Raw genomic sequence first — 14,466 nt, forward strand, 5'->3', positions numbered from 1 at the left:
AACCGGACGGAAACGAGTGGCCTGGCCAGCCGAGCGGACACACGTGACCTAGCCGACCGGACGGAAACGAGTGGCCTGGCCAGCCGAGCGGACACACGTGACCTAGCCGACCGGACGGAAACGAGTGGCCTGGCCAGCCGAGCGGACACAGGTGAACTGGCCGGCAGGGCGGAGGCGGGTGGCCTGGCCAGCCGAGCGGACACAGGTGAACTGGCCGGCCGGGCGGGGACGGGTGGCCTGGCCGGCCGGGTCGGGACGGCTACGCGGCCGCCGCCGCGGATACCGGTACCCGCATCCCCCGCCGCTCCAGCTCCCCCAGTGCCTCGCGGAGTCGGCGGAGGTGCCGAGGGGTGAGCCGGCCGGTCTCGTCGAGGTGTACGGCGCAGGCCGTGGTGGTGTCCACGAGCCGTTCCAGCACCTCCGCGACGGCGTCCGTGCCCTCGGTGTGCCGGGCGAGGGCGGGCAGTTCGGCGGCGGCGAGCGCGATGGCGGACCGGGCCTCGGCAAGGGTCCGGTAGGCCTCCCGGCGCAGCGCCCACCGCTCGGCGCGGTCGCCGGACTCGCCGAGGACGTGCAGGAGATAGGCGTCGGCGGCGCTACCGGCCGCCGCCAGCCGGGCCCGTACCCCGCCGCCCCGCTCCCCCGGCATCGGCAGATGCCCGACGACCAGCACGAGGGCGCAGGCCAGCAGGGTCTCGCCGATCCGGCTCACCGAGGCCTGCGGCTCCCCGCCGGCCATGACCAGGGCGAGGACGAGGACGGTGACGGCGGCGGTGAGCGCCGCGAAGTGCCGGGTGGCGACCGGTATGACCGCACCGCAGACCGCCACCAGCACGACCAGCCCGGCCGGGTGGGGCAGCAGCGCGGCGAAGCCGGCGAACACCACGGCGCCGAGCACGGTCCCGGCGGCCCGGCACAGCACCCGTGAGGCGAGCGGGCCGAGGTCGGGCTTGACGAGGAAGACGGCGGTGGCGGGCAGCCAGTACCAGTGTTCGTGCTGTCCGTACCAGCGGGCGTGGTGCAGGGCCTGGGCGATGGCGGCGCTGGCGCCGAAGCAGAGGGCGACGCGCAGCCCGTACTCGCGCCCGCCGGCCCCCAGCGCGGCCCGCAGCGCGTGCCGCAGGCCCCGGCGGCGGCCGAGCAGTCCGCGGTGGGCGCCCTCGCCCCGGTCGAAGGCGTCGGCGGCGCGCAGCAGGGCGTCGTCCAGGGCGCGCAGGGCGGGGGCCGACCGGTGCGGCGCGGGCAGCGGGCCGGTGCCGGTGCTGCCACGGACGGCGGCGGCGAGCCGCCGGGGCCCCTCCGCCGCGCGCGCCGGCACGGGTTCTCCCGCCCAGTAGAGGGCGGTGGCGGCCTCGGCGAGGGGCAGGGCCGCCGCGAACTGGGCGTGCAGCCGGCGCTCGGCGGCGGAGCCGGCGTACCGGCGCAGCCGGGGTCCGGCGAGGGCGTCCTGGGCGTGGTCGAGCGCGGCGGTCAGCGCGGCCCGCCGGGCTCCGGCGTGCTCCCCGCCCACGGCGTCGAGGAGCGCGGCGATGGCGTCGTACACGTCGGCGACCGCGTCCCGCTCCCCGTCGAACCGGAAGTCACCGGCGAGTGATCCAGGGGTGGGCAGGGCGAGCCGCAGCGCCAGCAGCCAGCCCGCGCCGGCCAGGAAGGCCAGGGCCCGCTGCCAGCCGCTCTCGGCAGCCGGCATCCCGGCGCCGATGGCCGCGGCGACGAGCAGCTGCGTGCCCGCGGCGGAGGCGACGGGCCCGACGGCACTGATGCCGCCGGCGACCAGCCCCAGCGCGGTGAGCGCCAGGGTCAGCGGTACGGCGGCCAGGCCCTGCCCGGCGTACGTACCGAGGAGCAGCCCCAGCGCACCGGCGAGCGCGGGCACCCCGAGCCGCTTCACGGACGCGCGCCGGCTGCCGGGCCGGTCGTTGATGCCGGCGAGCATCGCACCGATGGCTGCGAGCACCCCCGAGGCCGTCTGCCCGCCGGCCATCCCGCTCAGCAACAACGGCCCGGCGGCAAGCGCCCCCCGGCACACGGCACTCCAGGGAACGGGACCGCGCTGGGCACGGAAGGCATGAGCGAGCCAGAGGGGTGCAGCACGCCGCGACACGGGGCTCCTGTTCATACGAGGGCGAGGGTGGGCCTTCGGACGACGGTGGCCGGTGGATGTATCTCCACGGTAGATCGCGTTCCCCACCCGAACGACGCGCTCACGTTTCAGGCAGGTGAAAGGTGCCGGAGGTGTGTGGTTTCTTTATGAACGCAACGCCCCGGCGATGATGTCCTCGACTTCGGCCACGGCATCGGCCAGGGCGCCGGGCTCGGCCCGCAGCGCACCCACGACCACGTCGATCCCCCGCAGCCCGGCACGCTCCAGGAGTCGCTTTTCGTTGGTCACCCATGCGCCGCGGGCCGCGAGGACGGCGTGGGCGGACTGGGTGGCGGCTGTGGCCAGGGCGCCGGCGGTTTCGGTGAGGCGGGCGTGGGGGGCGTGGTGGGCCTTGGCGTAGGAGAGGGTGGCGCGGGCGGTGCCGGACCAGCGGTCGAAGGCGGTGCGGCGGAGTTTCGGTGGGTAGGCGGCCGGACGCGGGAGGTCGCCGCGCAGGACCTGGTTGAGGGCCAGTTCGGCGACGACCAGGTAGGTGGGGATACCGGCCAGGTGGAACAGCAGCGGCTCCACCCGGAAGCGGCCCTCCTCCGCTTCCGCCAGTTCGTGTTCGACGACGTCCAGGTCCCGGTAGTGCACGTCGACCCGGCGCCCGTCGATGGTCAGCCAGGCCCCGCCGTTGAAGACACCGCCGCCCCAGCCACCGATGCCGGACACCTCGCCCGGCCAGCCGAGGGCACGCAGATCGTCCGGGTCGAACGGGCCCCGGTAGTAGACGGCCAGGTCCCAGTCGCTGTCCGGGCGGTGGGTGCCGTCGGCCCGGGAACCACCGAGGGCCACGGCCCGCACGGTGGGCAGGGCGGCCAGGCGGTCGGCGGTGGTGGCGAGGAAGTCGGCGTCGGAGGACTGCGGCATGCCCTCAGCCTGGCGCAACCACGCCGAAGTCCGCTCCTGGAATTCCGGCGAGCACGTGTGCGGGTGCCTGGACGCGCGCGTAATTCGGATGCGGGCAGGGGGGAGGAGGTCCGATCATCGGAAAGTTGTCCGCCGACCGTCGTCATCCGCTGTCGTTCGCTGCCATTCGTTGTCCTTCATCGTTCTCATCGTCCTTCATCGTCCTTCGTTGTCGTTCGCTGTCGTTCGCTGTCGTTCGCTGTCGTTCGAGGAGCCGTTTTCCGTGATCCGGCGCGTCACCGCCCCCGCCCTCTTCCCTCCGCCCACCTACTCCCACGCCTCCGTCGTCGAGGCCGGCACGAAGCTCGCGTTCCTGGCCGGGGCCGTGCCGCTCGACGCCCAGGGGGAGATCGTCGGCCCCGGCGACCCCGTACGGCAGGCCGAGCAGGTGATCGCCAACCTCCGGGAACAACTCCGTGTCGTCGGAAGCGACTTGGAACACGTACTGTCGACGGAGGTGTACGTCGTGAGCAACGAGCCCTCGGTGCTGTCCGCAGTGTGGGAGGTCGTGGAGGCCTCGGGGCTGAGCACGGGCCCGCACTCCTCCACGCTGCTCGGCGTCGCCTGCCTCGGCTACACCGGTCAGCTCGTCGAGATCACGGCCACCGCCGTGGTGCCGGAGCGGACGGAAGACGGCCGATGACGGAAGCGGTCGTAGTCCGCCGCGCCGTCGCGGCGGACGCCCGCGCCGCCGCCGACGTCTATCTGCGCTCCTTCGACGCCGCGCTGCCGACGGTCGTCCGGCCGCACACCGACGACGAGGTCCGGGCCTACATCCGGGATGTCGTGGTGGCGGTGCGGGAGACCTGGGTGGCCGAGGCGGCCGGGGCCGGGGTGGTCGGCCTGATGGTCCTGGACGGGGAGTTGCTGTCCCAGCTCTACCTGCGTCCGGAGTGGCGCGGGCGGGGCATCGGGGACCGGTTCGTCGCACTGGCCAAGGAACGCAGTCCCCAGGGCCTCAGCCTGTGGACCTTCCAGGTCAACAAGCCCGCCCACCGCTTCTACGAGCGGCACGGTTTCGTCGCAGCCGAGTACACGGACGGCAGCGGAAACGAGGAGCGGGAGCCGGACGTCCGGTACGTCTGGCGCCCTTGACGTTCCCGTCCGCCGTTCCCTGACGCCGTATCTGGCCTCCTGACGCTCCGTCTGGCTTCCTGACGCTGCGCCAGGCGTGCCCGTGACGGTCAGCCTGGCGCCCACGACGGTCACGCCTGGCGCCCGTAACGGTCACGTCCGGTGCCCGTGCGCCCGCCCCACCGGTCCCGGAGCCGTAAGTTCCGGCTCACCCGGTCGGCCGTCCCCATGCCCTCTGGCCGCCTGCGCTGGCTCACCCGGCGGAACGAGGAGTGGCCCCAACTCCTCACCGAACACCGCGAGTTGTACGACGCAATCGCCTCCGACGACCCGGGCCGCGCCCGCGCCCACGCCCTCGACCACGTCCGCGCCAACTACCGCTCCACGGTACGGCACCTGTTCGGCTCGGACCCGGCACACGCCGCCGGCACCGAGGCGGACACCGCCTGAGGAACGCCCGCGTCCGCAAGCTCTACGGCAGCCCGGCCGCCTCCGCCGCCCTGCCCAGTACCTCGCGGAGCATGTCGGTCGTGAGCCGGCCGGTGAAGGTGTTGCGCTGGCTGACATGGAAGCAGCCGAAGAGGTCCAGGCCGTCGAGCGCGACCCGGGTGCCGTGGGCGAAGGCCGGACGGGGGCGGGGCACGGTCCAGCCCGCCTCCGCGAACGCGGGCAGCGCGGCCTGCCAGCCGAAGGCGCCGAGCACGACCACGGCCCGCAGGGTCGGCCGTAGCAGCGTCAGCTCCTGGACCAGCCAGGGGCGGCAGGTGTCGCGCTCACCCGGGGTCGGCTTGTTGGCGGGCGGCGCGCAGTGCACGGGTGCCGTGACCCGTACGCCGTACAGTTCGAGCCCGTCGTCGGCGCTGACGGAAGTGGGCTGCGAGGCGAGTCCCACGTCGTACAGCGCCTGGTACAGCACGTCTCCCGAACGGTCCCCGGTGAACATACGGCCGGTGCGGTTGCCGCCGTGCGCGGCCGGAGCCAGCCCGATGATCAGCAGCCGCGCGTCGGCCGGCCCGAATCCGGGCACCGGCCGCCCCCAGTACGTCCAGTCGGCGAACGCGGCCCGTTTCGTACGGGCCACCTCCTCACGCCATCCGACCAGCCGAGGGCACGCCCGACAGTCGGCAACGCGCCGATCGAGCCGCGCGAGAGCACTGCTGTCGTCCATACGGCCACGGTATGCCCTGGGGGGTGGTCCGCCGGGGGTGGGGGAGGGGCGGGGTGAGACCTGGGGGTGGTTGGCGGGGGGCCGACACCGACACCGGCATCGGCACCGGCACTGTGGTCCCACCCGCACCGGTACCGCTCCGCTGGTGAGGCGAAGGGTGCAGGGTGCCCACTGTGGGTGCAAAAACGCTTCCGGGTCCGCGCGCCCGTGGCGTTAAGGTCGGTGCATGGCTTCCGATGATGCGGACGAGAACGTGGACCGTGGGACCGCCGAGGGAACCGGCGAGCCGGGCGCAGCCGCCCCCGCCCCCGCCGGCCAACCGCTCGATCCCAAGATCGCCGCTGCGGTGGCCGCCGCCGAGGCCGCCGGACCCTCCAACGGCGAGACCGTCCGCATCGACAGCTGGATCTGGGCCGTCCGCCTGATCAAGACCCGCTCCCTCGGCGCCGCCGCCTGCCGGGGCGGGCATGTGCAGGTGAACGGCGAGCGGGTGAAGCCCGCCTACTCCCTGCGCCTCGGCGACGAGGTACGGCTGCGACACGAGGGCCGGGAACGGGTCGTGATCGTCAAGCGCCTGATCCGCAAGCGGGTCGGCGCACCCGTGGCCGCCCAGTGCTACATCGACAACTCCCCTCCGCCCCCGCCCCGCGAGGCCGTCGCCCCCGCCGGCCTTCGCGACCGTGGCACCGGTCGCCCCACCAAGCGCGACCGCCGCGAACTGGAACGCCTCCGTGGCCTCGCCGGCCCGGGCATCCCCGCGGGCTTCCCCGGCCTGACCGAACTGGGCGGCCCCGGCCCGTCCGGCGGTCGTAGCGGACCCGGCGGCCCCGGCGGCCGTGGCAAACGCGGCGGCTCCGGCACTTCCGGCGGGCGCGGCACCTCCGGCGGCTCGGGGGGCTCCGGTGGCTCCGGCCGTTCCGGTGGACGCGGCACCTCCGGCGGCTCAGGAGGTTCCGCCGGCTCGGGAGGACGGCCGCGCGGGCGGTGAGCCGACGCGACCCCGACCGCCCACAAACGGTGAGCCGCGAGCCCCGCGCCCGACCTCGAACCGACCCGCCCTTTCCTCCCCCCACCCTTCCCTCTCCCGCCCCTCCCTCCCCCCACCCACCAACTCACGGAACCGGCGAAGATCCACCCCTCGCCGACGCCCCCACCCCCCACCGACGGCCGCCACGGTTACCGTCAGTCACAGTCCCCCGCCCAGTCGGCCGCACGCACCGTCACCCCGTCACCGTCGGCGCAGCAGCCGCACCAGGTCTCCGTTGTGTGCTCGGCGGGTCCAGGCGATCAGGGCAAGGGGTGCGATCAGGATCAGCGGGATCGCCGCGTTCTGGCCGTCGAAGGCGGTGATCTGGACGATGAACGCCCCCACCATGAGCGCGCTGAGGGCGATCGCCGCCACGGACTCCATCACCGGGATCAACAGCGCGATCCCTCCGGCGAGTTCGAGCGCGCCGATGGTGTACATGGCCCCGCTGCCCCAGCCGATTCTGTCGAAGGACTCCACGGCCGTGGGGTGCGCTATGAGCTTGGGCAGGGCGCTCGCGAGGCCGTAGAACAGGGCGAGCAGCACCTGTACCACGCGCAGGGCGACCCGGGCTCCGCGCGCCCGGCCGGTGAGCACGCCGGCGGAGGCCGTGGCGGGCGTCCTCGTGGAGGTGACGGGAGCGGTGGTCTCGGACATGGGGGTCTCCTGGTGAAGCGGTCCCGATTGCTGTCACCTAGGGAGACCGGCCGACGGCCGAGAACTCATCGGCCGACACCCCACCGGCCGAGAATGATCGCCACCCGTCGCCCCTGTGAGCCAACCGTGTCCAGGAGCGGAGGTGGCTACGCCGAGGGCACCGCCCGGACCCACATCCCGTCCGGTGTCAGATACGTGTCCACCTCCAGTCCCGCTTCCGCCAGCGCCGACTCGAACTGCTCCTTCGTCAGCGGCCTGGAGAGAAACGTCTGCGTCCAGATCGCGTCCGGGAACACATACTCCGCGTGGACCGAGTTCACCCCCTCCGAGACGGGCTCCACCGAGGCGATCCGCACGGTGAAGCCGCTCGGGTCGACCCTCTCTCTGGGCACGTTGGTGTGATGGTCCGCGCCCTCCCGCTGGATCAGCACACAGCCACCGTCCGCCACATGCCGGGCGCAGGTGCGCAGCATCCCCCTGCGCACCTCCTCGTCACCGGCGTGTACCAGGAACGACGCGAGCATCACCACGTCGAACGTCTCGCCCAGATCGAGGTCTTCGATGGAGCCGCGTATCGTGCGCGCTCCCCGGACCCGGGCCAGCATGTCGGCGGACTCGTCCACCGCTGTCACCGTGAAGCCGCGTTCCAGCAGCGGGTGGGTCACCCGGCCGACCCCGCTGCCGAGTTCCAGGATGTGCGCGCCGGCCGGTACCGCCGCGGCGATGATGTCCGGCTCCTCGCCCACCGGCAGCCGTGCGTACAGCTCGACCGCGCAGCCGTCCGGGGTGATGGCTCCCGGTCCCGTGCCCTCGTATCCCTCACGCGTCTCGATCCTCATGCCCGGACAACGGCCGGGCTCCGCACGCCCGTTCCCACCCTTTGTCAGTTCACTCGTTCGAGCTATTCAGTCCGGAACGGGAACCATCCGTGCCCGATGTACCAGTGACCGCCCGCCCGCAGATGGTCCCCGACCGCCCGCTCCACGGACGTCCGGCGGGGCAGCGTGGCCACCGGCAGGTCCGGGTCCCCGAAGACGAACTGGACGGGTTCGGTGTCGGCCGGTTCGCTCTCCTCCCGGGCGACGCGGAACCGTTCCTGGAAGCGGACGATGTTGGAGTCGGCGGGCAGATACCGCCGCAACTGCGGGTCCAGCAGCCAGGAGTGGCACAGCACCGCCACCGGCCGCTCCTCGGGGAAGTACCGGGCGAAGAACTCACGGGCCAGCGCCACGGAGCGGTCGCAGGCGGCCGGGGTCAGCGGGCCGTGGAAGTCGGGGACGTGCAGGTTCAGGCAGGGCGTCCCGGGCGCCGCGTCCAGTCCGGTCGGCGCCGTCATCCGCGCGTCGTGATCCCTGAGCCGTGCGCGTTCGAACTGGAGCCGCCCCAACTGGTACAGCTCGCCGCGGAAGTGCCGGACCAGCCAGCGCCGCGACTGCACCCCGGCCCGGCCGTGCCGCCTGCGGTGTACCGCGAGCTGGCGGCCGAGGTCGGCCAGGGTGCGCCGGGAGATCTCGGCCGGGATGCCGCGGGACCGGTGGTACGCCCGGGTGTGCGGGAGCGCGGCGAGGAAGACGTGCACGGCCAAGGTGTCCGTCAGATCGGCCGGAGCCGAGGCGAACAGGTCGGGCAACTCGGGTGTGCGGCCCGTGTCCTCCGGCTCGCGGAGCAGTTCCTCGACGCATTCCGCCAGGAGTCGGAGCGTGCCCGGGTCGCCGGTCAGCCTGCGCCACTGGGTGACGAGTTCGTTGACGTCCTCGTGCGGCACGGCCAGGTCGAGGAGCAGTTCGGGCAGGTCGTCGGCGTCCGGCAGCACGGACACTCCCCCTTCGGCCCCGACGGACGGCGTCACCGTACGCCCCTCATCGAGGGTGCGCGTCGCCTCGTCGAGTGTTGATGCGCGTCGTCGTCGAAGAGTACGTTGCAGACAGGAATGGTGATCCGATGCGTACGGGCAGTGAACCGGCGACCGCGCGCAGTGCACTGCGGGCGCGGTTCTGGCTGAGTGTGTGGGGACTGGGCTGGGCGGTCTTCGGCACGGCCGCGTTCGCGCTGGCCGGGCGCCCGGGCTGGGCGGCGGCCTGCGGGGTGCTGTGGCTGCTGGTCACCGTCGACATGACCGTGATCCTCCGGCACATCCGGCAGGGCCCGCACTACCAGCCGGGCCGAGACGTTCCGCCGTACCGGCCGCCGGACGGTGGACCGCCGTGTCCGGGGCCACCGGGACACCGCCATCCGTGACGGTCGACGCCGGTCCACGACTTCCGTCACCCTCGGCTCCCCGGCATCCGTCACCTTCACCCGCAGCGCGCCGGCATCCGTCACGCGCGGCCCTCTGCCGAAAGTCTCCGCCGAGCCGCCGCCCCTCCCCCGCAGACGCCTGCCCGGTCCCTCACCGTCACTCCTCGAAGCGTGCCGCCTTCAGGTACTGCGGATTCGGGTCCAGCGCCGCCGCCAGCCGGAAGTGGCGCTTGGCCTGTTCGGGGCGGCCTTGGCGCTCGTAGGTGCGGGCCAGCGCGAAGTGCGCGTACGCGTTGTCCGGCTCGCGCTCCAGCACGATGGTGAACTCCAGCTCGGCGGGACGCAGTTGCGCGGCGGCGAAGAAGGCACGCGCGCGGAGCAGCCGGGCGGCGGTGTTCTCGGGATGCGCGGCGATGACTCCGTCGAGCAGCTTCACCGCGCCCCGTGGGTCCCGCGCGTTGAGCAGTTGCTCGGCGGCACGGAAGTCGATGACATGCGTTTCCGGAGTACGTCCGGTGGAACCGCTGGTCTCGGGCACGGCAGAGTCCTTCCCTCACTCCCGCCCTTCAACGCCCCGAGCCGGGCCGCTATTCCATACCGGCTGTTCCGTACGGTCTATTCCGTACCGTCCGCGTTCTCCGCGCCGTCCGCGCTCTCCGCGCCGTCCGTGTCCTTCGTACCGCGCACGCCTGCCTGCCGTGCCCGGCGTGCGAGGTCGTCCCAGACCTCGGCGACGCGCTTCTTCAGCGCGTCCAGGGGTACGTCGTTGTCGATCAGGATGTCCGCGATCTCCAGGCGCTGCTCGCGGGTCGCCTGTGCGGCCATACGCGCGCGTGCGTCCTCCTCGGTCATCCCGCGCAGCCGTACCAGCCGGTCGAGCTGGGTCTCGGGGCTCGCGTCCACGACGATCACGATGTCGTAGAGCGGGGCGAGTCCGTTCTCGGTGAGCAGGGGCACGTCGTGGACCACCACGGCGTCGTCGGCCGCGGCGCTCTCCAGCTCGCGGGAGCGGGCGCCCACCAGGGGGTGCACGATCGAGTTGAGGACGGCGAGCTTCTCGGGGTCGGCGAAGACGATGGAGCCCAGCCGGGGCCGGTCGAGGCTGCCGTCGGCGGCGAGGATGTCCGCTCCGAAGGCGTCGACCACGGCCGCGAGACCGGGCGTGCCGGGCGCGACGACCTCGCGCGCGATGCGGTCCGCGTCGATCAGCACGGCCCCGTGCTCCACGAGCAGCCGCGACACCTCGCTCTTGCCGGCGCCGATCCCGCCGGTCAGGCCCACTGTCAGCATGAGCGGAAGCTTAGGCCCTGCCGCTGCCGGCGGAACCGGCGGAGGTCAGTTGTCGCCCTCGCGCTCCGCCAGGAAGCGCTCGAACTCGCGTCCGATCTCGTCGGCCGACGGGATCTCCACGGGTTCGGCGAGCATGTTGCCCCGGGTCTCGGCGCCCGCCGCGGCGTCGTACTGGTGCTCAAGGCCCTGGACGAGCGCGGTCAGTTCCTCGTCGCCCTCCTGGATCTGCCGGTCGATCTCGGTCTGCGTGCGGTGGGCGTCGGTGCGCAGCGCGTGCGCGACGCCGGGCAGGACCAGGCCGGTGGCGGCCGTGATGGCCTCCAGGACGGTGAGCGCGGCGTCCGGGTACGGCGAACGGGCGATGTAGTGCGGGACGTGCGCCGCGACGCCCAGGACGTCGTGTCCGGCCTCCATGAGGCGGTACTCGACCAGCGACTCGGCGCTGCCGGGCACCTGCGCCTCCTCGAAGGGGCTGCGGTGGCCGGGGACGAGGTCGGTGCGGTTGCCGTGCGGGGTCAGGCCCACGGGGCGGGTGTGCGGGACGCCCATGGGGATGCCGTGGAAGTTCACGGACAGGCGCACACCGAGTCGCTCCACTATCTGCCGTACCGCCGCCGCGAACCGCTCCCACTCCACGTCCGGCTCGGGCCCGGACAGCAGCAGGAACGGGGCACCGGTGGTGTCCTGGACGAGGCGGACCTCGATGGTCGGGGTCTCGTAGTCGGTCCAGCGGTCCCGCTTGAAGGTCAGCAGGGGCCGGCGGGCGCGGTAGTCCACGAGCCGGTCGTGGTCGAACCGGGCCACGAGCTGGTGGGGCAGCGAGTCGAGCAGCCGGTCGACGATCTGGTCGCCGGTCTCACCCGCGTCGATGTATCCGTCGAAGTGGTAGAGCATGACAAGGCCGGCCGACTCCTGGGCGAGCGCCATGTCCACCACGGCCAGGCCCTTCGGCTCCCATGCGTACAAACCCTGCGGATCAAGCACTGTGACCGCTCCTCCTCGTGTTCCCCATGGACAACGCGCCCCGGAACAGGGGAATTCCCGCGACACGCCGCTGATCAGCGATCTCCTGCGGGACACCTTGACGACCCGTCACCTGGTCCGTACCTTCACGAAAGCCCAGTTCAGCATGCCGATTGTCGTTCATGTATGAGAAGTGCAAGAAGTGCAGGACAGGAAGGAACCCCATGCGCATACGCACGCCGCTCACCTCCCTGCTCGCCACGGCCCTCGCCACCGGCGGACTGCTCCTGACCGGCACCGGCCCGGCCTCGGCCGCCACCACGATCGAGGTGACGACCGCGGCTCAGCTGAAGACCGCGCTCGGGGCCGCCAGGCCCGGCGACACGATCCACCTGGCGGACGGCACGTACACCGGCAACTTCAAGGCGACCACGCCGGCCACGGCGTCCGCCCCTATCACCCTCACCGGCTCCCCCGAAGCCGTACTCACCGCCGGTGGCGGCTACGGCCTCCACCTGAACGGCGCCTCCTACTGGACGGTCGAGGGCGTGACCGTCACCGGCGGCCAGAAGGGCATCATGATCGACGCAGCCAAGGGGGTCGTGGTCGACGGCGTCACGGTGCACGGCCTGGCCATGGAGGGCGTGCACTTCCGCACCTCCAGCACGGACGGCGTGATCAGGAACTCGAAGATCTACGCCACCGGGAACGACGGCCGCGGCATGGGCGAGGGCGTCTACGTCGGGACCGCGAACACGCTGACCGACAAGAGCGACCGCATCCAGATCCTGAACAACACGATCGGTCCCGGCGTGGGCGGCGAGAACGTCGACATCAAGGAGGGCACGACCGGCGCGCGGATCATCGGCAACACCTTCGACGGCAGCGGCCTGACCGGCGCCAACTACGACGACTCCTGGGTCGACGTGAAGGGCAACGACGTCCTCGTCCAGGACAACACCGGCACCGCCACCAGCAACGACGGCTACCAGACCCACACCCAGCAGTCCGGCTGGGGCTGCGGCACGGTCTTCAAGGGCAACACATCAAACTTGACGACCGCCACCGGGGCGACCCGCCTGGCGATCAACGTCACGAACTACGGCACCGACTGCCGGACAACGGTCTACAGCAGCAACACGGTGACAGGCGGCAAGGGGCTCACGAACATCCCCGTGACCCCCTGAGGAGCGCGGGGAACCGCGCGCCCAACCCCAACGGACCCACAGCCGAAACCACGACCCGCCCGCCCCGGAAGACACCGAGGGGCCGCACCTCGAAAGGTACGGCCCCTCAGCCGACTATCGGCTAAGCCCAGCGGCTAGCGATCAGCTCTGACCGCCGGCGAGCTTCTCGCGCAGCGCGGCCAGCGCCTCGTCCGAGGCCAGCGCACCGGAGGTGTCCGCGCCCTCGGAGGAGTACGAACCGCCGGTCGCGGCCGGAGCCGCAGCCTCGCCACCCTCGGCCGCGGCAGCGGCGTCGGCCTCGCGGGACTTGATGACCTGCTGCTGGTGCTGCTCGAAGCGGGACTGCGCCTCGGCGTACTGGCGCTCCCACTCCTCGCGCTGCTTCTCGTAGCCCGGCAGCCAGTCGTTGGTCTCCGGGTCGAAGCCCTCGGGGTAGATGTAGTTGCCCTGGTCGTCGTAGGACGCGGCCATGCCGTACAGGGTCGGGTCGAACTCGACCGCGGTCGGGTCGGCACCGAAGGACTCGTTGGCCTGCTTCAGCGAGAGGCTGATCCGACGACGCTCCAGGTCGATGTCGATGACCTTGACGAAGATCTCGTCGTTGACCTGGACGACCTGCTCCGGGATCTCCACGTGGCGCTCGGCCAGCTCGGAGATGTGGACCAGACCCTCGATGCCCTCGTCCACGCGGACGAACGCACCGAACGGCACCAGCTTCGTGACCTTGCCGGGCACGACCTGGCCGATCTGGTGGGTGCGGGCGAACTGCTGCCACGGGTCTTCCTGGGTCGCCTTCAGCGACAGGGAGACGCGCTCGCGGTCCATGTCGACGTCGAGGACCTCGACGGTGACCTCCTGGCCGACCTCGACAACCTCGGACGGGTGGTCGATGTGCTTCCAGGACAGCTCGGAGACGTGGACCAGACCGTCGACGCCACCCAGGTCCACGAAGGCACCGAAGTTGACGATCGAGGAGACCACACCGGAACGGACCTGACCCTTCTGGAGGGTCGTGAGGAACGTCTGGCGGACCTCGGACTGGGTCTGCTCCAGCCAGGCACGGCGGGAGAGGACCACGTTGTTGCGGTTCTTGTCCAGCTCGATGATCTTGGCCTCGAGCTCCTTGCCGACGTACGGCTGGAGATCGCGAACGCGGCGCATCTCGACCAGGGAGGCCGGGAGGAAGCCACGGAGGCCGATGTCGAGGATGAGACCACCCTTGACGACCTCGATGACGGTACCGGTGACGATCCCGTCCTCTTCCTTGATCTTCTCGATGGTGCCCCAGGCACGCTCGTACTGGGCGCGCTTCTTCGAGAGGATCAGGCGGCCTTCCTTGTCCTCCTTCTGGAGGACAAGGGCCTCGATCTCGTCACCGACGGCGACGACCTCGTTCGGGTCGACGTCGTGCTTGATCGAGAGTTCGCGGCTCGGGATAACGCCTTCGGTCTTGTAACCGATGTCGAGCAGGACCTCGTCCCGGTCGACCTTCACGATGACGCCGTCGACGATGTCGCCGTCGTTGAAGTACTTGATCGTCTCGTCGATCGCTGCGAGGAAGGCTTCCTCGTTACCGATGTCGTTGACCGCTACCTGCGGGGTGGTGGCGGTGGTCTCGGTGCTGCTCGTCATGTGGGAAAGGGCTCCGGTACGGACATTGAAGTCGTAGGTACTGCTTACGCCGGGAGCCCGTTTCGCTCTGTAGAAGCCGGACAGCCAAGGAAGCGCCACTTTGAGCACCGGGTGCCCGGTGGCGCCTCGACAACCGAGGGGACATACAACAGATGCGAGCGCAGCCTGCTACGTC

At 71.8% G+C, this 14,466-nt stretch carries 15 protein-coding genes and 1 pseudogene; 6 read left to right on the top strand and 10 right to left on the bottom strand.

What is annotated here, in order from left to right; genetic code table 11:
- Nucleotides 1–259 precede the first annotated feature (259 nt).
- The gene (locus ACZ4WH_RS06065) at nucleotides 260–2,119 is read right to left on the bottom strand and encodes an FUSC family protein (protein ID WP_468177059.1); all 1,860 of its coding nucleotides are present in this window, start codon (nucleotides 2,117–2,119) and stop codon (nucleotides 260–262) included.
- Nucleotides 2,120–2,248: 129 nt separating this feature from the next.
- The gene (locus ACZ4WH_RS06070) at nucleotides 2,249–3,016 is read right to left on the bottom strand and encodes a nucleotidyltransferase domain-containing protein (protein WP_468177061.1); all 768 of its coding nucleotides are present in this window, start codon (nucleotides 3,014–3,016) and stop codon (nucleotides 2,249–2,251) included.
- A 262-nt stretch (nucleotides 3,017–3,278) separates the two neighbouring features.
- Here ACZ4WH_RS06070 and ACZ4WH_RS06075 point away from each other — a divergent pair, with 262 nt between their 5' ends.
- The 3 genes and pseudogenes from ACZ4WH_RS06075 to ACZ4WH_RS06085 all read left to right on the top strand — a co-directional run.
- On the top strand, nucleotides 3,279–3,698 hold the full coding sequence (locus ACZ4WH_RS06075; protein WP_468177063.1) for a RidA family protein: 420 nt from the start codon (nucleotides 3,279–3,281) through the stop codon (nucleotides 3,696–3,698).
- On the top strand, nucleotides 3,695–4,150 hold the full coding sequence (locus ACZ4WH_RS06080) for a GNAT family N-acetyltransferase (protein WP_468177065.1): 456 nt from the start codon (nucleotides 3,695–3,697) through the stop codon (nucleotides 4,148–4,150). The genes ACZ4WH_RS06075 and ACZ4WH_RS06080 overlap by 4 nt, the downstream gene beginning before the upstream one ends.
- A 216-nt stretch (nucleotides 4,151–4,366) precedes the next feature.
- Nucleotides 4,367–4,579: pseudogene (locus ACZ4WH_RS06085) on the top strand (FCD domain-containing protein); the annotation flags it as partial.
- Nucleotides 4,580–4,601: 22 nt separating this feature from the next.
- Here the strand turns inward: ACZ4WH_RS06085 and ACZ4WH_RS06090 are convergent.
- The gene (locus tag ACZ4WH_RS06090) at nucleotides 4,602–5,297 is read right to left on the bottom strand and encodes a uracil-DNA glycosylase (RefSeq protein ID WP_468177067.1); all 696 of its coding nucleotides are present in this window, start codon (nucleotides 5,295–5,297) and stop codon (nucleotides 4,602–4,604) included.
- A 226-nt stretch (nucleotides 5,298–5,523) separates the two neighbouring features.
- Between ACZ4WH_RS06090 and ACZ4WH_RS06095 the strand changes: the two genes are divergently transcribed.
- Nucleotides 5,524–6,285 carry an RNA-binding S4 domain-containing protein gene (locus ACZ4WH_RS06095; RefSeq protein ID WP_468177069.1) on the top strand — a complete coding sequence of 254 codons (762 nt, stop codon included), beginning with the start codon at nucleotides 5,524–5,526 and terminating at the stop codon, nucleotides 6,283–6,285.
- A gap of 240 nt (nucleotides 6,286–6,525) precedes the next feature.
- On the opposite strand, the gene ACZ4WH_RS06100 is transcribed toward ACZ4WH_RS06095, so the two are convergent.
- The 3 genes from ACZ4WH_RS06100 to ACZ4WH_RS06110 all read right to left on the bottom strand — a co-directional run bounded on the left by ACZ4WH_RS06100 (nucleotide 6,526) and on the right by ACZ4WH_RS06110 (nucleotide 8,794).
- Nucleotides 6,526–6,981: a DoxX family protein gene (locus tag ACZ4WH_RS06100; protein ID WP_468177071.1), complete on the bottom strand. Its 456-nt coding sequence runs from the start codon at nucleotides 6,979–6,981 to the stop codon at nucleotides 6,526–6,528.
- A 146-nt stretch (nucleotides 6,982–7,127) separates the two neighbouring features.
- Complete coding sequence (locus ACZ4WH_RS06105) at nucleotides 7,128–7,820, bottom strand: class I SAM-dependent methyltransferase (RefSeq protein WP_468177073.1); 693 nt, start codon at nucleotides 7,818–7,820, stop codon at nucleotides 7,128–7,130.
- Between the two features lie 62 nt (nucleotides 7,821–7,882).
- Nucleotides 7,883–8,794 carry an acyltransferase domain-containing protein gene (locus ACZ4WH_RS06110; protein ID WP_468177419.1) on the bottom strand — a complete coding sequence of 304 codons (912 nt, stop codon included), beginning with the start codon at nucleotides 8,792–8,794 and terminating at the stop codon, nucleotides 7,883–7,885.
- Between the two features lie 128 nt (nucleotides 8,795–8,922).
- Between ACZ4WH_RS06110 and ACZ4WH_RS06115 the strand changes: the two genes are divergently transcribed.
- On the top strand, nucleotides 8,923–9,219 hold the full coding sequence (locus tag ACZ4WH_RS06115; protein WP_468177075.1) for a DUF6343 family protein: 297 nt from the start codon (nucleotides 8,923–8,925) through the stop codon (nucleotides 9,217–9,219).
- Between the two features lie 157 nt (nucleotides 9,220–9,376).
- On the opposite strand, the gene ACZ4WH_RS06120 is transcribed toward ACZ4WH_RS06115, so the two are convergent.
- The 3 genes from ACZ4WH_RS06120 to ACZ4WH_RS06130 form a co-directional block, all read right to left on the bottom strand.
- Nucleotides 9,377–9,757: a tetratricopeptide repeat protein gene (locus ACZ4WH_RS06120; RefSeq protein WP_468177077.1), complete on the bottom strand. Its 381-nt coding sequence runs from the start codon at nucleotides 9,755–9,757 to the stop codon at nucleotides 9,377–9,379.
- Nucleotides 9,758–9,834: 77 nt separating this feature from the next.
- Nucleotides 9,835–10,509 carry a dephospho-CoA kinase gene (coaE, locus tag ACZ4WH_RS06125; RefSeq protein WP_468177079.1) on the bottom strand — a complete coding sequence of 225 codons (675 nt, stop codon included), beginning with the start codon at nucleotides 10,507–10,509 and terminating at the stop codon, nucleotides 9,835–9,837.
- Nucleotides 10,510–10,554: 45 nt separating this feature from the next.
- Nucleotides 10,555–11,493, bottom strand: a complete 939-nt coding sequence (locus ACZ4WH_RS06130; protein WP_468177081.1) for a PAC2 family protein — start codon at nucleotides 11,491–11,493, stop codon at nucleotides 10,555–10,557.
- A gap of 203 nt (nucleotides 11,494–11,696) precedes the next feature.
- Here ACZ4WH_RS06130 and ACZ4WH_RS06135 point away from each other — a divergent pair, with 203 nt between their 5' ends.
- On the top strand, nucleotides 11,697–12,659 hold the full coding sequence (locus ACZ4WH_RS06135; protein ID WP_468177083.1) for a right-handed parallel beta-helix repeat-containing protein: 963 nt from the start codon (nucleotides 11,697–11,699) through the stop codon (nucleotides 12,657–12,659).
- A gap of 141 nt (nucleotides 12,660–12,800) precedes the next feature.
- Here the strand turns inward: ACZ4WH_RS06135 and rpsA are convergent, their stop codons facing one another.
- Nucleotides 12,801–14,291, bottom strand: a complete 1,491-nt coding sequence (rpsA, locus tag ACZ4WH_RS06140; RefSeq protein WP_014672073.1) for a 30S ribosomal protein S1 — start codon at nucleotides 14,289–14,291, stop codon at nucleotides 12,801–12,803.
- Nucleotides 14,292–14,466 lie beyond the last annotated feature (175 nt).

The organism is Streptomyces sp. NPDC029138 (genome assembly GCF_055564375.1).